The organism is uncultured Sulfitobacter sp., from assembly GCF_947502895.1.
Lineage (GTDB): Bacteria > Pseudomonadota > Alphaproteobacteria > Rhodobacterales > Rhodobacteraceae > Sulfitobacter.
Map to the genome: position 1 here is coordinate 106,858 of NZ_CANNBM010000006.1, position 17,787 is coordinate 124,644.

Consider the following 17,787-nt stretch of genomic DNA (forward strand, 5'->3'; position numbering starts at 1 on the left):
TTATCCCGTTATGATCGGGGTGCCACGTAAAGCGAGGTGTTGATCAACCAACGCGGTTTCTTGCGCGCCCAGCGTTTGTGCGCGGGGGTATCTTGGTGCGGTGCGATCATCCAGAACAGGCGTATCCCAACCATCGGTTGTGGCAAAGAAGTTTGCCACGCCGCCCGCGCCGAATTCGGCCAGATAGCCCTGCACGACAACATCGAGATAGCTAAGCAGAATGTGATTGCCGCTGTGTTCGACCCATGTCTCGGCGGGCACTGCATAGTGTGAAATATCGGTTGCACGATCGCGGGGATGCTGCACTGAATCGCCCGAAGCGATGCGCGCATAGCCGTATTCACGCGCGTCCAATGCGGCCCAATCGGCATTGGGTACTTCGGCAATCAGCCCGTCGATGGTGGTGTCAGCATCGGCTACCACGCTAAGAAACGCGAGACCGCGGGTTTCGGTATAGACCCATTTGCGCCGCCATCCGACCAGCTGTGCGCGGTGCGCTTGCGCGTAGGTATGGGTGGCGCGGTTAACGAGGCTGCCGTAGCCAAAGAAACAAGGATGCATTGCGGGCCTTTGAATTGGAAATCAGGGGGCTACATAACCATCGCTGCCGCCTTTGGGCAACCATACAAAGGGCGGATTGAAAAAGCCTGCGTGCTTTGGCAGAACAACAGGGCGGAGGGTCAGATAGATGAAATTTACAGAAGAGCATTTGTGGCTGCGGATCGAGGACGGCGAGGACGAAGTCACCGTGGGCCTGAGCAGCTATGCAGCGGGTGAGTTGGGCGAAGCGAAATACATCGAGCTTCCCGAAGAGGGCGATGTCATCTCGCTTGATGATCCTGTGGTGGTCATCGAGGGCGGTGAAGATGCCGTTGATATCCTTGCCCCGCTGGACGGCGAAGTGACCGAGGCGAACACCCGCCTGATCGATGCGCCCGACATCATCACCGACGACCCGCAGGGTGACGGCTGGCTCTTCAAGATGAGCATTGATGATGCGGACGCGCTAGAAGATTTCATGTCCGAGGCGGCGTATCAGAAATACATCCGCTAGGGCTTAGGGCTTAGGGCTTTGTGGTGTCATGCTTTGGCGCAGGCTCGGCCAAGAGAAAGCTGAATACCTTCTTCAGTTTATTCCACGTAGGCTTGTCCGGTGCGATCAGCAAATGACCGCTGGTGCGGCTGGCGGTGTAGTCGCCCCCGTCGAGCATTTCTACATGTGCGCCTGCGCGCGCGGCAATCAGCGCACCTGCAGCGTGATCCCACGGGTGCAGCAATGCTGTCAGGCTGAAATCGACATGTCCCTGTGCCAGCATGCGGTATTCATGGGCCGAGCAGCGCAGCGTGCTGACGCGTGCAAAGCCGGGGAATGTTGCGGCCAACTGTGCCTGCTGCGGTTTTGCGAACAGATGCAGGGGCAGAATTCCCGACATCTGCTCCAGCGGTTTCCCCATCGCGACCTTGAGGCTGCGCGCAGCACCAAAGGGGCGCTGTAGCTGAGGCGTCATTTCTTCGTCCGCTACAGCCCAGTCATCGGCTACGGGGTCGTAGATCAGGCCAAACACGGGTTTGCCATACCGCGTGGCAGCGACGATCACGCCAAATACGGCCAGACCGTGCGCAAAATTCCATGTGCCATCAACAGGATCAATGTGAAACGCCAGTTGTGCCTCGGCGATACCGTCAAGGAGTTCAGGTTTTGCTGCGACGGCTTCTTCGCCGATGACCAGCGCAGTAGGAAAGGCGATTTGAAGTGCGCGTGTGATCATGGCTTCGGCGCGGGTATCGGCATCTGTCACAAGATCGGTGGCAGATGATTTGGTGCGGACTTCGCTGTCTGACAGGCGGCGGAAGCGCGGCAAAATCTCGGCACGCGCGGCGCGGCGCACGATGTTGATAATCTGGGTGCGCTGGGCGGGTGTGATTGCAGGCGGCAGGGTTGCAGGCAGGGTATCATTGGGTTGTGTATCAGACATAATGGCGCTCCTTGTTGGGGCTGTTCTACGCGGCTGGGGCCGCAAGGCAAAGGGGGAACCGCGCGCTGTTTACTTCCGCTTATTCCCGCGCGCGCAGAACACGGGCAGGGCGGGCTGCCAATGCGCGGCGGGCAAAGCCGAGGCCCGCCAGAACGGTGGCCACGATACCCCCCGTGATGATGAGCAGGGCAGAGGGCCAGATCACTGCATAATCCGTTTCCATCACGAATGTGCTGACGGCCCAGCCGCCCAAGATACCCGCCAGCAGCGCCACCGCCCCTGCGGCCAGCCCCAACAGGGCCGCGCGCAAGATAAAGCTGGCCGCGATCATGCGTCGCGATGCGCCGAGGGTTTTGAGCATTGCAGCCTCATAGGTGCGCGCATCGGCCCCTGCGGCGGCGGCCCCGATCAGCACCAGAAATCCGGTGAGCAGGGTTGCTGTGGCCCCGTAAGATGTTGCTGCGGCAAGACCGCCCAGCACATCGGCCACGCGGTTGATTGCGTCGCGCACGCGAATTGCAGTGATGTTGGGATAGGCGCTGGCAAGATCGCGCAAGATCGCAGCCTCGGCTTTTTCTTCGGCATAGACTGTCGAGATAAAGGTATGGGGCGCGCCTTGCAGGGCGCTTGGGTTCATTGTGAGGATAAAGCCGATGCCAGCGGTGGAGAAGTCCACCTCCTGAAAGCTGGCGATGGTGCCAGTGATGTCACGGCCAAGAATGTTGACGGTGAGCGTGTCGCCCAAGGCGAGGCCCATCTCTTCTGCTTCTTCGGCAGCAAAGCTGATGAGCGGGGGGCCATTATATTCGGCGTCCCACCATTCCCCTGCGGTGATGTTGGCATTCTTGTTTGCAGTGGCGGCATAAGTGACGCCGCGATCGCCCTCTAGGACCCAATGGTCGCCAGCGGTGTCACGGGCGGGCGCGCCGTTGATCTGGGTGATCACGCCGCGCAGCATGGGCGCGCTGTCGATGCGGCTGACGGCGGGGTCGTCCTGCAGGCGCTGGGTATATCCTGCCATCTGGTCACGCTGGATATCGACAAAGAAATAGCTGGGCGCGATATCGGGCAGGTTGCCTGCGATGGCTTGGCGCAGGTTGCCGTCGATCTGGCCGACAGCGGCCAGTACTGACAGGCCAAGGCCGAGGGACAACACCACTGCGCCCGCGCCTTCGCCCGTGCCTCCAATCGCGGCCATAGCCCACCGCAGACGGGGCCGCCCGCGCACACGGTGGCTGAGGGTGCGTGCGGCAATACGGATGAGAAATGCTGCCAATGCCAGCAGGGCAAGCGCCCCTGCGATCCCGCCCAGTGTCCACAGGGTGAGCCACCAGCTGCCGTTAAACCAGCCCGCAAGGCCGACCAGTGCTGCGATGGCTGCGCCTGTTCCAAGGACAAAGGGCAGGGCAGGCAGCCGCGTGGCGCCGTCCCACGCATCGCGAAACAGCGTCGCCGCGCGCACGCGGTCCGTGCGGGCCAGCGGCCAAAGGGTGAAGACGAACGCGGTGAGCAGACCGTAGAGTGCGGCCTCGACCAACGGGGCGGGATAGATGCCAAAGGCCGCAGGCACGGGCAGGCGCGCCTCAAGGATCGGCGCAAGCGCGAGAGGGGCAATCGCGCCCAAGACAACGCCGAGGCTGACCCCGAGCAAGGACAGGATGCCGATCTGGATGAAATAGGTTTGAAAGATCGTCGCGCGGTCGGCTCCAAGCGCACGAAGCGTGGCGATGACTTCGGTCTTGCGCGCCAGATAGCTGCGCACTGCCGCCGAGACACCCACACCGCCCACGGCAAGGCCCGACAGGCCAACAAGGATCAGGAAGGCGCTGAGGCGATCCACGAATTGCGCCACACCCGGCGCGCCGTTGCGCGCATCGCGCCAGCGCATACCGCTGCTCTCGAAAGTCTGTTTGGCCTGTGCCTCTACCTCCGGTATGGTTGCGCCTTCGGGCAGGCGCAGGCGGTATTTGCTGTTAAACAATGTCCCTGGGGCCAAAAGGCCCGAGGCAGCAAGGCTGTCGCGTGTGACAAGTGTGCGGGGGCCGAGGGCAAAGCCAGCAGCGGCGCTGTCGGGTTCACGGGTGATCTCGGCGCTCAGGCGATAGTTTTGGGTGCCAAGTGCGAAGACGTCCCCGAGGCCAAGACCGAGGCGGTCGATGAGCGCGCGTTCCATCACCGCACCTGGAATGCCGTCCTGCGCTGCGAGGGCTTCGGCCAGCGGGATATCAGGGGCCAGCTGCACGGTGCCAACCAGCGGATACAGATCATCAACTGCTTTGACTTGAGTAAGCGCGCGGTCATCCCCCGCCACAGCCATGGAGCGGAATTCGGCTATCTCGGACACCGCAGTGGCGTTGGCTTGCATCCATGCGGCCTCGGCCGCATTGGCAAAGCGGTAGGTCAGCTCAAGCTCGGCATCGCCGCCGAGCAGCGCCGCGCCTTCGCGTGCCAGCCCCGCCTCGATCCCCGAGCGGACCGAGCCTACGGCGGCGATGGCTGCGACACCAAGCGCGAGACAGGCGAGAAACAGGCGAAAGCCGCGCAGGCCGCCGCGTAATTCACGCCGTGCGAATTTGGTGGCAAGCTGAAGGCTCATGCGGTGGCGGCTTTTTCGGGGGCGCTATCCAGTTGACCATCGCGCAGGGCGATCACGCGGTCACAGCGCGCTGCAAGGGTATCGGAGTGGGTGACCAGCACCAGTGTCGCGCCGTGCTGGTCGCGCAGATCGAACAGCAGGTCCATTATCGCGCTGCCGTTGGCGCTGTCCAGATTGCCTGTCGGCTCATCCGCCAGCAGGATTGCAGGGCGTGGCGCGGTGGCACGGGCAAGCGCGACGCGCTGCTGTTCCCCCCCCGACAGCTGCGCCGGATAGTGACCTGCCCGTGGGCCGAGGCCCACAACCTCCAGCGCCGCTGCCGCGCGGGAGTACGCATCGGCGTGGCCTGCGATTTCCAGTGGGGTGGCAACATTCTCTAGCGCGGTCATGGTGGGGATCAGGTGGAAGGATTGGAACACGATGCCCATACGGTCGCGGCGGAACCGCGCCAGCGCGTCCTCGTCCATGGCTGTAAGATCCTCACCCATAGCATGTACGCTGCCGCCAGTGGCCTGCTCCAGCCCGCCCATGACCATCAGCAACGACGATTTGCCAGAGCCGGATGGCCCGATGAGGCCGATGCTCTCACCCGCTGCGACCTCTAGGCTGATGCCGCGCAAGATATCGACGGGCCCAGCATTGCCATTCAGCCGCAGGGCTGCATTTGATAGAGAGAAGATCGGAGCGGTCATAGGGTGGCCTTTGTGTTGGCGTCCCTACGGGATATGGAGGGAATATGCAGATGCGCAAGGTTTTGGCAGCTTTTCTTGTGATTTGGGCCGGTTTTGCAGGCGCCCAACAACAGGCGCAGGCCGAACAGGTCGTGATTGCCGCCTTGGGCGATAGTCTGACCCAAGGCTATGGTTTGATGCAGTCCGACGGATTTGTCCCACAACTCGAAGCGTGGCTGAAAGATCAGGGACAGGACGTGGCACTGATCAATGCTGGCGTGTCCGGTGACACCACCGCTGGCGGGTTGGCGCGCGCTGCGTGGACGCTGACGCCTGATGTGGATGCGATGATTGTCACACTGGGGGGCAATGATCTGTTGCGCGGCCTGCCGCCTGCACAGGCCCGCGCGAACATCGAGGGCATCTTGCAAGCTGCGCGTGACGCGGACGTCGAGGTCTTGTTGATCGGGATGCAGGCACCTGGCAACTTCGGCCCCGACTACAAAGCCGAGTTTGACGCGATTTATCCTGACTTGGCGCAGGCCTATGGCACTATTTTCCTCGACAGCTTTTTCGCGGGGCTAAGCGAGGACGGTGCGCCAGCTGATCCAGCGGCCTTCCGCGCGTGGTTTCAGGCGGATGGTATTCATCCGAACCGCGCTGGTGTGACGCGCATTGTGCAGGGGATAGGGCCGTCCGTCTTGGCCTTGATCGAGGCGGTGCAGGCGGGGCAATAGAGGCGTGCCCTATTTTTGAGCAAGGCAATGCGGGTCGTGCTTTTACACGCTTTGCGATAATTTTTACCAGTTGATAAAAAAATTGACCTGTGCCAGCGTTGATCCAGACCCGATGATCAAGGCAGAGGAAAACGCATGGTAGACAAGGTTTTTGAGCCGGGAGTACAGGCGGGCCGTTTGGACCCAGAGACTTATGAGGCGCATTTTGCGGATTTGCATGGGCCGCTGGACGGGCATGAAGCCTTGGTCGCGGCGGACCGCTGCTATTTTTGCCATGACGCGCCTTGCATCACCGCCTGCCCGACCGAGATCGACATCCCCCTGTTTATTCGCCAGATCGCGACAGGTACGCCGGATGCTGCGGCCAAAACGATCCTGACCCAGAATATCATGGGTGGCATGTGCGCGCGTGTATGCCCGACAGAGCAATTGTGCGAAGAGGCGTGCGTGCGCGAAGCCGCCGAGGGCAAGCCGGTGCTGATCGGTCAGCTACAGCGATATGCTACCGATCATCTGCAAGCGCAGGGTGTGCATCCGTTCACCCGCGCCGCGTCTACGGGTAAGCGTGTGGCAGTGGTGGGCGCGGGGCCTGCGGGCCTGTCTGCTGCGCACCGTCTGGCGATGCTGGGGCATGATGTGGTTGTATATGACGCGCGGCCAAAAGCAGGCGGTCTGAATGAATACGGAATTGCGACCTACAAAACCCCTGATGGTTTTGCCCAAGGCGAGGTGGACTGGCTGCTCAAGATCGGGGGCATCACGGTTGAGACAGGGCGCGCGCTGGGTGCTGACCTGAGCCTTGAGGCTTTGCGCGCCGAATTTGATGCGGTGTTTCTTGGCATGGGCCTGAGCGGTGTGAACGCATTGGGTGCCGAGGGCGAAGAGAAGGACGGTGTGCTGGATGCGGTGGATTTCATCGCTGATTTGCGTCAGGCCAGCGATGTGGCAGATGTGCCCGTAGGCCGCGATGTGGTTGTGATCGGTGGGGGTATGACGGCTGTGGATGCCGCCGTGCAGTCCAGGCTGCTTGGTGCGCTGAACGTCACGCTGGTCTATCGCCGTGGGCGCGACCGGATGAATGCCAGCCGGTTTGAGCAGGATCTGGCGGCCAGCAAGGGCGTGCGGATCGTGACCCATGCCAGCCCCAAAGCGGTGCATGGCAATGGCAGTGTGCGTGAGATTGAGTTTGACTATGTCGGTGATGACATGAAACCAACGGGCCAGACCCTCCGCCTTGCTGCGGATCAGGTTTTCAAGGCGATCGGACAGACGCTGGAAGGCGATGGCTTGCCAGCGTTGGAGCGCGGCAAGATCGCTGTTGATGCCCATGGACGCACAAGTTTGAAAGATGTTTGGGCGGGTGGCGATTGTGCCAGCGGTGGCGACGACCTGACGGTGACTGCCGTGGCTGAAGGGCGCGATGCTGCAATGGATATTCATGGAGCCCTGACCGCCTGATAATCAGGCGCACGCCCCCGGATAAGGAGACTGATCCTGTGTATGTAATGAGCTTTGTAGCCTGTGTGCCAAATGACCAAAAGCAGGCCTATCTGGAGCATTGCCAGATGGCGGCAGAGATTTTCAAATCCCACGGTGCGCTGCGTGTGGTTGAGCTTTGGGGGGATATGATCCCTGAGGGAGAGACGACGTCGTACCCCATGGCCGTTGCTGCCAAAGAGGGTGAAACCGTTGTGACGGGCTGGCAGGAGTGGCCAGACAAAGCGACCTGTGACGCGAATATGGAAAAAGCGATGAGCGACCCGCGGCTGGCCGAGATGGGCGAAATGCCCTTTGACGGTGCACGCATGATTTACGGCGGGTTTCAGGCCCTCGTTGACGTTTAGGAGCATGACAAATGGCTGATCTGACAACCGATTTTCTGGGCATTAAATCCCCCAATCCATTCTGGCTGGCCTCTGCACCGCCGACGGACAAAGAATATAACGTGCGCCGCGCATTCGAGGCAGGGTGGGGTGGCGTTGTGTGGAAAACGCTCGGCTCGGAAGGGCCGCCAGTGGTGAACGTCAATGGGCCGCGCTATGGCGTTATTCACGGGGCGGACAGGCGCGTTCTGGGCCTTAACAACATCGAATTGATTACCGACCGCGATCTGCAAACCAATCTGGACGAGATCACGCGGGTGAAGCGCGACTATCCTGACCGCGCGATGATCGTAAGCATCATGGTGCCTTGTGAGGAGCAGGCGTGGAAAGATATTCTGCCGAAGGTGGAGGCAACGGGCGCAGACGGGATCGAGCTGAACTTTGGCTGCCCGCACGGTATGAGCGAGCGGGGTATGGGGGCGGCCGTGGGGCAGGTGCCTGAATACATCGAGATGGTGACGCGGTGGTGCAAACAGTACTACTCCAAGCCAGTGATCGTAAAGCTGACGCCGAACATCACCGATATCCGTAAACCAGCCGAAGCAGCGCGGCGCGGCGGGGCCGATGCAGTGAGCCTGATTAACACCATCAACTCCATCGTTTCGGTTGATCTGGACACGATGAGCCCGCATCCGAGCATTGACGGCAAGGGAACCCATGGTGGCTATTGTGGCCCCGCAGTAAAGCCGATCGCCCTGAGCATGGTATCCGAGATTGCCCGCGCGCCTGCCACTGCGGGTATGCCGATCAGCGGGATTGGCGGTGTGACCACATGGCGCGATGCGGCGGAATATATCACTATGGGCTGTGGCAATGTGCAGGTTTGCACGGCGGCCATGACCTATGGGTTCAAAGTGGTTCAGGAGATGATCAGCGGCCTGTCCGAGTGGATGGATGAAAAGGGCCACACCTCTATTCAGGATTTCATGGGCGCGGCCGTGCCAAATACAACCGACTGGCAGTATCTGAACCTGAACTATGTGTCCAAAGCTTCGATCAATCAGGATGATTGCATCAGTTGCGGACGGTGTTTTGCAGCCTGTGAGGATACCTCGCATCAGGCGATTGCAATGTCAGCGGACCGCACGTTTACGGTGATCGACGAGGAGTGTGTGGCCTGCAACCTCTGCGTCGAGGTGTGCCCTGTCGAGAATTGCATCACCATGGTGCCGATGGAGGCAGGTCAGACCGACCCACGCACAGGAAAGGTTGTCGAAGAGGCATATGCCAACTGGACAATGCACCCCAACAACCCCTCCGCCACTGCGGCGGAATAGAGTTCTAGAGCGGCTCTGATTTGGCCGCATAGGATGCCGCTGCCTGAAGAATCGGCGCTGTCGGCAGTGGATCGGGTGGCGCATATCGGTCAATTTCTGACTGCCGTGCTGATGCCCGCTTCGGCGTTTGAGCAGGCTGTTCCTGTTTGGACGGATCGCCGTTTGGTGTGACTTGTGCGGTGACAATCGATGTAGCCTCTGCGCGGTCTGGCGTGTCAGCGGTACCTGTGCTTGGCATGCGTTTTGACAAAAGCGCTTGTTGCTCGGAACTGCGGGCACCGCTGTCGTCTGACGCGTTGTTTCGGGTGTCTGCACTGCCACTGGCTGGCTGTATTGGTGCCACCGAAGGCTCTGTTCCAACTGCGGTTGGTGGTTGGCTCAACGGTGTTACCGTGTTCATCAGATTGACGGGAATGTTCAACGCCATGGTCTGCCCCTTTGTTGCAAAAGAAGCCCGCCACCCGATGCCGATTTTGGGTGGAACATCCTAACAACACGTTAATCCGGCGCTTGTTTATGACCTAATGGTTAACGGGTTGCAGTAGCTTGCGGAACATCTGTTCTAGATGTTTATGTGCTGCCGCTGCCGGATCTTCGTCATCCAGTAGAACCGAGATTTGTACTTTGAAATCAGCATAATGCTGTGTGCTGGACCAGATGGAAAAGATCAGGTGCGTGGGATCAACGGGTGCCAGCCTGCCTTCGTCGATCCAGTCCTGAATGGCTTTGCATTTAAGGTTGAAGAGAGGGCGCAGTTCATCCCGCAGATGTAGCGCCATGTGGGGCGCGCCTTGCAACATCTCCCCTGCAAAGAGCCTGCTTTCAGCAGGCAATTCCAGCGCCATGTCGAGTTTCAGACGCACATACCCCAACAGCTCTTCCACAGGATCGCCATCGGGGTCCAGCTCGATCAGGGGATCTAGCCATGTCTCCAAAAGCTGACTGAGCAAGGTCACGTAAATTTCGGTCTTGCCGTCAAAGTAGTAAAGTAGGTTGGGTTTGCTGAGACCCGCGCCTTTTGCAATCGCGTCGAGCGTGGCACCGCCATAGCCGTCACGAGAGAAAACTTCGAGGGCTGCATCAAGGATCAGCCTGCGGTTGCGCATCTGGATGCGGCTGGGTTTTTTGTCTGGTGTCTCGGTCACGGGGGTCTCGCTGCGTGCTGTGAAATCGGGCAGTTTTGGAAAAGCGACTGCGGTTAGTCTAAAGCAGTTCTTGACAGACAGGAAGGCAGGGGCAATCGTTGCTTGACCAATTGGTAAAAATTTGGCCGCTTGATCCGGCCGGATGACAGCAAAAGGAGCCAGCCGATGCCAGCGCCAAATTCTCCGGTCCCAGGACAAAACCTTAAAATTGATCCTGATCGTTTGTGGGACAGCCTGATGGAAATGGCGCAGATTGGTCCGGGTGTGGCGGGTGGTAATAACCGCCAGACGCTGACCGATGCGGACGCCGAAGGCCGCGCGCTGTTTCAGCGCTGGTGTGAGGACGCGGGCTGCACCATGGGGCTTGACCAGATGGGGAACATGTTTGCGCGCCGTGAAGGCACCGATGCGGATGCGTTGCCAGTCTATGTCGGCAGTCATCTTGATACCCAGCCAACAGGTGGCAAATATGACGGTGTGCTGGGCGTTCTTGGCGGTTTGGAAATTTTGCGCACGCTCAATGATCTGGGCATTCAGACCAGACACCCTATCGTGGTGACCAATTTCACCAACGAAGAAGGCACGCGTTATGCGCCTGCTATGCTTTCCTCAGGGGTTTTTGCAGGCGTGCATACGCAGGACTGGGCCTACGAGAAAGTAGACGCCGAAGGAAAGAGCTTTGGCGATGAGTTGAAGCGGATCGGCTGGCGTGGAGATGAGGAAACGGGCGCGCGCAAGATGCATGCCTTCTTTGAGCTGCACATCGAGCAGGGGCCGATTTTGGAGGCCGAGGGCCGCGATATTGGCGTGGTGACGCACGGCCAAGGCCTGTCGTGGACGCAAGTGACGGTGACGGGCAAGGATGCGCATACAGGCTCGACCCCGATGCCGTTGCGGCGCAATGCAGGTTTGGGGATGGCCCGGATATTGGAAAAGGTTGAGGAGATCGCGTTGAGCCACGCGCCCCATGCGGTGGGTGCGGCGGGGCATATCGATGTCTATCCTAACTCGCGCAATGTGATCCCTGGTCGGGTGGTGTTTACAGTTGATTTCCGTTCGCCGGAGTTAAGCGTGATCGAGGATATGGAGGCGCGGCTACGCGTTGAGGGGCAAGCGGTTGCCGATGCGATGGGGCTGGAGATTGAGTTCGAAAAGGTGGGCGGGTTTGATCCTGTCGCCTTTGATGAAGGCTGTGTCACTGCTGTGCGCAATGCGGCGGAGCGGTTGGGCTATTCGCACATGAACTTGATTTCGGGCGCGGGGCATGATGCGTGCTGGATCAACCGCGTGGCGCCGACGGCGATGGTGATGTGTCCTTGTGTGGATGGGCTGTCGCACAATGAGGCGGAAGAGATCACCAAGGAATGGGCCATGGCGGGGGCGGATGTGTTGATGCATGCGGTTGTGGAGACGGCGGAGATTGTGGGGTGAGTGGTGAGGCCGTTCGTAGTCGAAGGAAAAAACTAAATTTGTCGCAAGAGGAATTAAGCGAGAAGGCCGGAATTTCGCGCCCTTATTTGAGTCAAATTGAAAGTGGGACGAGGCCCGGAAGCGTGAGCGTGCTGGAGAAGATAGCGGGAGCCCTTGGCATAGAGGTGAAAGAATTTTTTTCTACGCCCGGATTGTCTCAGCCTGAACTAGAAGAGACAGAAATTGAGCTTTTGATAGCTTTTGCTAAGCTTGACGAAATCGACAGGAACTCAGTACTTCAGCATGCTAAGGCACTTGCGCAAGTTACGGAAATGAAAGGTATTCTATCATGACCAAAGTAATCAAAGGCGGCACGGTCGTCACGGCGGACCGGACTTGGAAAGCGGATATTCTGATCGAGGGCGAGAAGATCGTTCGCATTGGCGAGGACCTCAAGGGTGACGAGTATATCGATGCGGAGGGGGCCTATGTGATCCCCGGCGGGATTGATCCGCATACGCATCTGGAGATGCCGTTTATGGGGACCACGGCGGCGGAGACGTTCGAGAGCGGGACGTGGGCGGCGGCCTGTGGCGGGACCACGATGGTGGTGGATTTCTGTTTGCCGGGGGCGGACGGGGATTTGAAAAATGCGATTAACGAGTGGCACCGTAAGTCAGCGCCACAGATTTGTTCGGACGTGGGATACCACATGGCGATCACGGGCTGGGACGAGAATGTGTTCAATGGCATGAAAGATGCGATTGATATGGGCGTGAATTCGTTCAAGCATTTCATGGCCTATAAGGGCGCATTGATGATCGAGGACGACGAGATGTTCGCCTCGTTCAAGCGTTGTGCAGAGCTGGGTGCGCTGCCGATGGTGCATGCAGAGAACGGCGATCTGGTTGCGGAATTGCAGCAGAAGTATTTTGACGAGGGGATCACGGGGCCTGAGGGGCATGCCTATTCCCGCCCGCCTGAATTGGAGGGCGAAGCGGCCAACCGTGCGATCACGATTGCGGATACGGCGGGTGTGCCTTTGTATATCGTGCATGTGTCGTGTGAGCAGACGCATGAGGCCATTCGCCGTGCGCGGCAAAAGGGGATGCGGGTGTATGGCGAGCCGCTGATCCAGTTTTTGACCTTGGATGAGTCCGAGTATTTCAACAAGGATTGGGACCATGCCGCGCGGCGTGTGATGTCACCGCCGTTCCGCTCCAAGGACCATCAGGACAGCCTTTGGGCTGGTTTGCAGGCAGGATCGTTGCAAGTGGTTGCGACGGATCATGCGGCGTTCAGCACCGAGCAGAAGCGTGCGGGACGTGACGACTTCAGGATCATCCCGAACGGGTCGAACGGGCTGGAAGAACGCTTGGCCGTTCTGTGGACCGAAGGGGTTGAGACGGGGCGTTTGACGATGAACGAGTTTGTTGCTGCGACCAGCACAAACGTGGCGAAGATTTTGAACATCTACCCGCGCAAAGGGGCGCTGGTGGAAGGGGCTGATGCGGATATTGTGGTGTGGGATCCGAAGATTACCAAGACGATCTCGCCTGCGAACCACCATTCGGTTCTGGATTATAATGTCTTTGAAGGGTTCGAGGTGCGCGCGCAGAGCCGCTTTACCCTGAGCCGTGGGGAAGTGATCTGGGCTTGGGGGCAGAACTCGCAGCCCAGCCCTGGGCGGGGGCGGTTTATCCCGCGACCAGCGTTCCCGAGTGCGAATGTGGCGCTGAGCAAGTGGAAAGAGCTGAATTCGCCCAAGATGATCAAGCGGGATCCGTTGAATATTCCGGCGGGGATTTGAGTGGCAACATATTCGGATAAAGCTCAACCGTTTCTTGATCTCATTGCCGCCTATGTTTTCAACGATAGAGCCTTCCGAGACTGGTTGGTTCAAGGCACATCAAGTGAACAAGGCTACGAAGGCTCAACTCCTTTGATAGAAGAACAGAAACGGACGCGTTGGGTGCATAAGCCTACAAAGCAACCGTTCTGGGCGAATTACTGGTGTGGTAGGGATCGCGATTGTACCTGTCGAATTGAGGGAAGTAAGGGATTAGAGTCGGATGCGATCTTTTTTCTGCGAAATGACGCGGGTAGAACTTTGGCAATACACGTCGAATTCAAGCATCCAAATGAGGCATTCAGCTTTGGTCAACCTGAAGCATATCCCCTTCGCGCGGAGTGTTTTGCGCAAACGCATTCAGCGCGGAGAACTTTGAATGCACATGAGGATTGGATGACCGTGCTATTTTGTGGAGATGAAGCCTTGGATGATCCACGCTTAAAGTGCTTTGATCGTGTGATAACACATGTGCAGGCTGCAAATAAAATTGTGGAATGGCCACAATGACAGTTATTAGCGCCAAAAATCTCGACCTAACCTTCGAGACAAATGACGGCCCTGTCCATGCGCTCAAGGGTGTTGATCTGGACATCAAGCAGGGGGATTTCGTCAGTTTTATCGGGCCTTCGGGCTGTGGGAAGACGACTTTTCTGCGGGTGATGGCGGATTTGGAGCAGCCTACGGGGGGGGAGATTACCGTGAATGGGGTGTCTCCGCGTGCGGCGCGTGAGGCGCGGGCTTATGGGTATGTGTTTCAGGCGGCGGGGTTGTATCCTTGGCGCACGATTGGCGGAAATATTCGCCTGCCGTTGGAGATTATGGGCGTTCCGAAAGCAGAGCAGGCGGAGCGGGTGAGCCGTGTACTGGAATTGGTCGAGCTGAGCGGGTTCGAGAACAAGTTTCCATGGCAGTTGAGTGGCGGGATGCAGCAGCGGGCGAGTATTGCGCGGGCGCTAAGCTTTAACGCTGATTTGCTGCTCATGGATGAGCCTTTTGGCGCATTGGACGAGATTGTGCGCGACCATTTAAACGAACAGTTGCTGCATTTGTGGGAGCGGACAGGCAAGACGATTGCCTTTGTCACACACTCGATCCCCGAGGCGGTGTATTTAAGTACAAAAATTGTGGTGATGAGCCCGAGGCCCGGGCGGATCACGGATGTGATCGAGAGCACGTTGCCAAAGGAGCGGCCATTAGAGATACGCGAAAGCGCTGAGTTTCTCGCGATTGCGCACCGCGTCCGTGAGGGGTTGCGTGCGGGGCATGCAGATGAGTGACGTCGTGCGACACGCGCGTTCCGCGGCGTCCCGCCCACCGTCCCGTTCGAGGATGATCGCGGTGCGTGCATTGGGGGCGTCTGTGGGATCGACTTTGCATGGAAGAATGAAGGAGGGGTGCGCGTGAAATCCGTTGTGCCTGTTCTTACGGTTGTGGCTGCGATCCTTGGGGTTTGGTTGCTGTCTGTCATTCCGATGAACATGCATCTGGTTGCGGATCAGGCGCAGCGGGACGGGGCGGTCGTGCAGCCAGACACGCCGCGCGCGCGGCAAGAAGTTGGCGGCCTTGCGCTGGCGCTTCGCAATCATGCGCTGGTGCCGCTGACCTATAGTTTCAAGCGGCCCCGTCTGCCCAGCCCGCAGCAGGTAGCAGGCGAAATGGTAGATACGATTTTTGGTAAAAAAATTACTTCGAAACGCTCGCTTGTATATCACGGATGGGTCACGCTGGCGCCCACATTGTTGGGATTTGTGATCGGGACAGTTTCGGGCATTTTGCTGGCCGTGGGCATTGTGTACAGCCGCGTGATGGATCGCTCTGTCATGCCATGGGCCATCGTGAGCCAGACGATTCCTATTTTGGCGCTGGCACCGATGGTAATCGTTGTATTGGGATCAATGGGGATACAGGGGCTTTTCCCCAAATCTCTCATTGCGGCCTACCTGTCGTTCTTTCCTGTAGTCGTTGGGATGGTCAAAGGGCTGCGTAGCCCGTCTGCGATGCAGTTGGATTTGTTGCGGACTTATAATGCGTCCGGATCGCAAGGGTTTTGGTCTTTGCGTTTGCCTGCCTCGGCACCCTATTTGTTTGCATCGCTGAAGATCGGGATATCCGCATCGCTGGTGGGCACGATTGTGGCAGAGTTGCCTACAGGTGCGCGGGCCGGATTCGGGGCGCGGATGCTGGTGGGCGATCAGTATGGTCAACCCTTGGTCAGTTGGGCGGCTTTGTTTGCGGCAGCTTTGACAGCGGCAGCACTGGTGGGCCTGTTCAGTGCGATTGAGCGGCTTACGCTCCGGCGTATGGGGATGGCCACCACATGATATATGTCATCCTTGGTTTCGTGATCTGGGCCGCAGGGTGGTGGCTGAATGTGCGGCTGTCTAACGGGGCTGCAAGTGATACGCGGGCCGTGCGTGTATTGGTTCCTGCAATTTTTGGCCTAACGATTGTGATCGTGTGGGAGATGATGGTGCGCGGGTTCGAGGTGAACCCTGTGATCCTGCCTGCGCCCTCGTCCGTGATAGCGCGGCTGGGGCAGGAAGGGCCGATCCTCTGGGCGGATTTCCAGCAGACGATCCTCAAAGGCGCGCTGAGTGGTTATGTCATTGGAACAATTGCGGCCTTTGTAGTGGCGATCTTTGCAGATCGTTCGGATTTTCTGACGCGGGGGATTCTGCCTGTAGGCAGCTTTATGGCTGCTCTGCCGATTGTGGGGACAGCACCGATCTTTGTGAAATGGCTTGGCAGTGATTGGGAGTCAAAGGCGGCTGTTGTTGCGGTGATGGTGTTCTTTCCTATTCTTGTAAACACCGTTGCAGGATTGAAGGACACCGACAGCATGCAGCGCGACCTGATGCGGACCTATGCGGCGGGGTATTGGGAAAGCCTGTTCAAGCTGCGCTTGCCTGCGGCGATGCCGTTTATCTTCAACGGGCTCAAAATCGGAACGACGCTTGCGCTGATCGGGGCGATTGTTGCTGAATTTTTCGGCTCTCCCACAGTTGGAATGGGCTTTCGCATCTCGACCAGCTTTGGACAGCTTGCACTGGATATGGTCTGGGCCGAGATTGTGGTGGCCGCAGTGGCGGGCAGCGCATTTTACGGAGCAATGACTCTGTTGGAAAAACGGATGACTTTCTGGCATCCTTCACAACGATAACGATGATCCCGCACAAGTGGGGCCCAAAAAGAACACGTATTAACCAACCGACTTGGAGGTCGAACGATGAAAAGATTTATGATGGCAGCAGCATGTGCAGCGAGCTTTGCGGCCGCGCCTGTGTTTGCGGACGGACATGCGAATACGGTGACGTTGCAATTGCAGTGGGTCACACAATCGCAGTTTGCTGGCTATTACGTCGCGCAGGACAAAGGGTTTTATGAGGCCGAGGGGCTCGATGTGACCATCCTGCCTGGTGGGCCTGATATTGCGCCACCGCAGGTTCTGGCAGGGGGCGGGGCAGATGCAATGCTGAACTGGATGCCGAGTGCGCTGGCAGCGCGTGAGAAGGGCCTGCCGGTTGTGAATATCGCGCAACCGTTCAAGACATCGGGCCTGATGCTGACCTGTTGGAAAGATACCGGCATCACTGGTGTTCAGGACTTTAAAGGCAAAACCATCGGTGTCTGGTTCTTTGGGAACGAATACCCGTTCCTGTCGTGGATGAGCCAAGAGGGTATTAGCACGGATGGTGGTGAGGACGGTGTGACCGTTCTTAAACAGGGTTTTAACGTCGATCCACTGCTGCAACGTGAGGCGGACTGTATCTCGACCATGACATATAATGAATACGGTCAGGTGCTGGATGCGGGCGTGAACCCTGATGAGTTGGTGACGTTCAAATATGAAGACCAAGGCGTGGCCACGTTGGAAGACGGGATTTATGTGCTTGAGGACAATCTCGATGACCCAGTGTTTGTGGACAAAATGGTGCGCTTTGTGCGCGCATCCATGAAGGGCTGGGAATATGCGGCGGCCAATCCTGAGGAAGCGGGCGGTATCATCATCGAGAATGACGAGACAGGCGCGCAATCCGAAGAAGCGCAGGTGCGCATGATGAAAGAGATTGCCAAGCTGACCGCTGGCTCAACCGGCGCCTTGGTTGAGGCGGATTTCCAGCGCACGGTTGATACACTGCTGGCGGGTGGGTCTGACCCCGTCATTTCCAAGCAGCCAGAGGGTGCGTGGACCAGCGCGATTACAGATGCTGCTTTGAAATAAGCACATATTAGACGAAAC

19 protein-coding genes are annotated in these 17,787 nt (G+C 58.5%); 13 read left to right on the top strand and 6 right to left on the bottom strand.

Features of this window, described 5'->3' with window-relative positions; translation table 11 throughout:
• Entirely contained in the window at nt 1-561 is a 561-nt protein-coding gene (locus Q0903_RS17890; RefSeq protein ID WP_299031094.1) for a gamma-glutamylcyclotransferase family protein, read from the bottom strand.
• A 127-nt stretch (nt 562-688) separates the two neighbouring features.
• Here Q0903_RS17890 and Q0903_RS17895 point away from each other — a divergent pair, with 127 nt between their 5' ends.
• Entirely contained in the window at nt 689-1,054 is a 366-nt protein-coding gene (locus Q0903_RS17895) for a glycine cleavage system protein H (RefSeq protein ID WP_299031092.1), read from the top strand.
• Between the two features lie 10 nt (nt 1,055-1,064).
• On the opposite strand, the gene Q0903_RS17900 is transcribed toward Q0903_RS17895, so the two are convergent.
• The 3 genes from Q0903_RS17900 to Q0903_RS17910 all read right to left on the bottom strand — a co-directional run bounded on the left by Q0903_RS17900 (nt 1,065) and on the right by Q0903_RS17910 (nt 5,264).
• Nucleotides 1,065-1,976, bottom strand: a complete 912-nt coding sequence (locus Q0903_RS17900; RefSeq protein WP_299417554.1) for an inositol monophosphatase — start codon at nt 1,974-1,976, stop codon at nt 1,065-1,067.
• A 79-nt stretch (nt 1,977-2,055) separates the two neighbouring features.
• Entirely contained in the window at nt 2,056-4,572 is a 2,517-nt protein-coding gene (locus Q0903_RS17905; RefSeq protein ID WP_299417555.1) for an FtsX-like permease family protein, read from the bottom strand.
• A complete protein-coding gene (locus Q0903_RS17910) occupies nt 4,569-5,264 on the bottom strand; it encodes an ABC transporter ATP-binding protein (protein WP_299031086.1) in 696 nt (231 codons plus the stop codon). Before Q0903_RS17910 ends, Q0903_RS17905 begins: the two co-directional genes overlap by 4 nt.
• A gap of 50 nt (nt 5,265-5,314) precedes the next feature.
• Here Q0903_RS17910 and Q0903_RS17915 point away from each other — a divergent pair, with 50 nt between their 5' ends.
• The 4 genes from Q0903_RS17915 to preA all read left to right on the top strand — a co-directional run bounded on the left by Q0903_RS17915 (nt 5,315) and on the right by preA (nt 9,140).
• A complete protein-coding gene (locus Q0903_RS17915) occupies nt 5,315-5,980 on the top strand; it encodes an arylesterase (RefSeq protein WP_299417557.1) in 666 nt (221 codons plus the stop codon).
• 135 nt (nt 5,981-6,115) lie between these two features.
• Nucleotides 6,116-7,438, top strand: coding sequence for an NAD(P)-dependent oxidoreductase (locus Q0903_RS17920; RefSeq protein WP_299417559.1), 1,323 nt, complete (start codon nt 6,116-6,118; stop codon nt 7,436-7,438).
• 47 nt (nt 7,439-7,485) lie between these two features.
• The gene (locus tag Q0903_RS17925) at nt 7,486-7,824 is read left to right on the top strand and encodes a DUF1428 domain-containing protein (protein WP_299031294.1); all 339 of its coding nucleotides are present in this window, start codon (nt 7,486-7,488) and stop codon (nt 7,822-7,824) included.
• Nucleotides 7,825-7,835: 11 nt separating this feature from the next.
• Nucleotides 7,836-9,140, top strand: a complete 1,305-nt coding sequence (preA, locus tag Q0903_RS17930) for an NAD-dependent dihydropyrimidine dehydrogenase subunit PreA (RefSeq protein WP_299031083.1) — start codon at nt 7,836-7,838, stop codon at nt 9,138-9,140.
• 4 nt (nt 9,141-9,144) lie between these two features.
• On the opposite strand, the gene Q0903_RS17935 is transcribed toward preA, so the two are convergent.
• Nucleotides 9,145-9,567, bottom strand: coding sequence for a hypothetical protein (locus tag Q0903_RS17935; protein ID WP_299417561.1), 423 nt, complete (start codon nt 9,565-9,567; stop codon nt 9,145-9,147).
• A gap of 94 nt (nt 9,568-9,661) precedes the next feature.
• Complete coding sequence (locus Q0903_RS17940) at nt 9,662-10,246, bottom strand: TetR/AcrR family transcriptional regulator (protein WP_299417613.1); 585 nt, start codon at nt 10,244-10,246, stop codon at nt 9,662-9,664.
• Between the two features lie 204 nt (nt 10,247-10,450).
• Here Q0903_RS17940 and Q0903_RS17945 point away from each other — a divergent pair, with 204 nt between their 5' ends.
• The 8 genes from Q0903_RS17945 (at nt 10,451) to Q0903_RS17980 (ending at nt 17,769) form a co-directional block, all read left to right on the top strand.
• Nucleotides 10,451-11,716, top strand: coding sequence for a Zn-dependent hydrolase (locus tag Q0903_RS17945; protein WP_299417563.1), 1,266 nt, complete (start codon nt 10,451-10,453; stop codon nt 11,714-11,716).
• The gene (locus Q0903_RS17950; protein WP_299417565.1) at nt 11,713-12,048 is read left to right on the top strand and encodes a helix-turn-helix transcriptional regulator; all 336 of its coding nucleotides are present in this window, start codon (nt 11,713-11,715) and stop codon (nt 12,046-12,048) included. The genes Q0903_RS17945 and Q0903_RS17950 overlap by 4 nt, the downstream gene beginning before the upstream one ends.
• Nucleotides 12,045-13,505: a dihydropyrimidinase gene (hydA, locus tag Q0903_RS17955; protein ID WP_299417567.1), complete on the top strand. Its 1,461-nt coding sequence runs from the start codon at nt 12,045-12,047 to the stop codon at nt 13,503-13,505. Before Q0903_RS17950 ends, hydA begins: the two co-directional genes overlap by 4 nt.
• Nucleotides 13,506-14,054 (top strand): hypothetical protein, encoded by a 549-nt coding sequence (locus Q0903_RS17960; protein WP_299417569.1) that lies wholly within the window; start codon nt 13,506-13,508, stop codon nt 14,052-14,054.
• Complete coding sequence (locus tag Q0903_RS17965) at nt 14,042-14,824, top strand: ABC transporter ATP-binding protein (protein ID WP_299417571.1); 783 nt, start codon at nt 14,042-14,044, stop codon at nt 14,822-14,824. The genes Q0903_RS17960 and Q0903_RS17965 overlap by 13 nt, the downstream gene beginning before the upstream one ends.
• Before the next feature lie 123 nt (nt 14,825-14,947).
• Entirely contained in the window at nt 14,948-15,868 is a 921-nt protein-coding gene (locus tag Q0903_RS17970; protein WP_299417573.1) for an ABC transporter permease subunit, read from the top strand.
• Nucleotides 15,865-16,707: an ABC transporter permease gene (locus Q0903_RS17975; RefSeq protein ID WP_299417575.1), complete on the top strand. Its 843-nt coding sequence runs from the start codon at nt 15,865-15,867 to the stop codon at nt 16,705-16,707. Before Q0903_RS17970 ends, Q0903_RS17975 begins: the two co-directional genes overlap by 4 nt.
• Before the next feature lie 66 nt (nt 16,708-16,773).
• The gene (locus Q0903_RS17980; protein ID WP_299417577.1) at nt 16,774-17,769 is read left to right on the top strand and encodes an ABC transporter substrate-binding protein; all 996 of its coding nucleotides are present in this window, start codon (nt 16,774-16,776) and stop codon (nt 17,767-17,769) included.
• Nucleotides 17,770-17,787 lie beyond the last annotated feature (18 nt).

Bases quoted from the DNA above. Each gene is read 5' to 3' on its own strand.
- Q0903_RS17890 (WP_299031094.1), bottom strand. From the start codon at position 561: ATGCATCCTTGTTTCTTTGGCTACGGCAGCCTCGTTAACCGCGCCACC.
- Q0903_RS17895 (WP_299031092.1), top strand. From the start codon at position 689: ATGAAATTTACAGAAGAGCATTTGTGGCTGCGGATCGAGGACGGCGAG.
- Q0903_RS17900 (WP_299417554.1), bottom strand. From the start codon at position 1,976: ATGTCTGATACACAACCCAATGATACCCTGCCTGCAACCCTGCCGCCT.
- Q0903_RS17905 (WP_299417555.1), bottom strand. From the start codon at position 4,572: ATGAGCCTTCAGCTTGCCACCAAATTCGCACGGCGTGAATTACGCGGC.
- Q0903_RS17910 (WP_299031086.1), bottom strand. From the start codon at position 5,264: ATGACCGCTCCGATCTTCTCTCTATCAAATGCAGCCCTGCGGCTGAAT.
- Q0903_RS17915 (WP_299417557.1), top strand. From the start codon at position 5,315: ATGCGCAAGGTTTTGGCAGCTTTTCTTGTGATTTGGGCCGGTTTTGCA.
- Q0903_RS17920 (WP_299417559.1), top strand. From the start codon at position 6,116: ATGGTAGACAAGGTTTTTGAGCCGGGAGTACAGGCGGGCCGTTTGGAC.
- Q0903_RS17925 (WP_299031294.1), top strand. From the start codon at position 7,486: ATGAGCTTTGTAGCCTGTGTGCCAAATGACCAAAAGCAGGCCTATCTG.
- preA (WP_299031083.1), top strand. From the start codon at position 7,836: ATGGCTGATCTGACAACCGATTTTCTGGGCATTAAATCCCCCAATCCA.
- Q0903_RS17935 (WP_299417561.1), bottom strand. From the start codon at position 9,567: ATGGCGTTGAACATTCCCGTCAATCTGATGAACACGGTAACACCGTTG.
- Q0903_RS17940 (WP_299417613.1), bottom strand. From the start codon at position 10,246: ATGCGCAACCGCAGGCTGATCCTTGATGCAGCCCTCGAAGTTTTCTCT.
- Q0903_RS17945 (WP_299417563.1), top strand. From the start codon at position 10,451: ATGCCAGCGCCAAATTCTCCGGTCCCAGGACAAAACCTTAAAATTGAT.
- hydA (WP_299417567.1), top strand. From the start codon at position 12,045: ATGACCAAAGTAATCAAAGGCGGCACGGTCGTCACGGCGGACCGGACT.
- Q0903_RS17965 (WP_299417571.1), top strand. From the start codon at position 14,042: ATGGCCACAATGACAGTTATTAGCGCCAAAAATCTCGACCTAACCTTC.
- Q0903_RS17975 (WP_299417575.1), top strand. From the start codon at position 15,865: ATGATATATGTCATCCTTGGTTTCGTGATCTGGGCCGCAGGGTGGTGG.
- Q0903_RS17980 (WP_299417577.1), top strand. From the start codon at position 16,774: ATGAAAAGATTTATGATGGCAGCAGCATGTGCAGCGAGCTTTGCGGCC.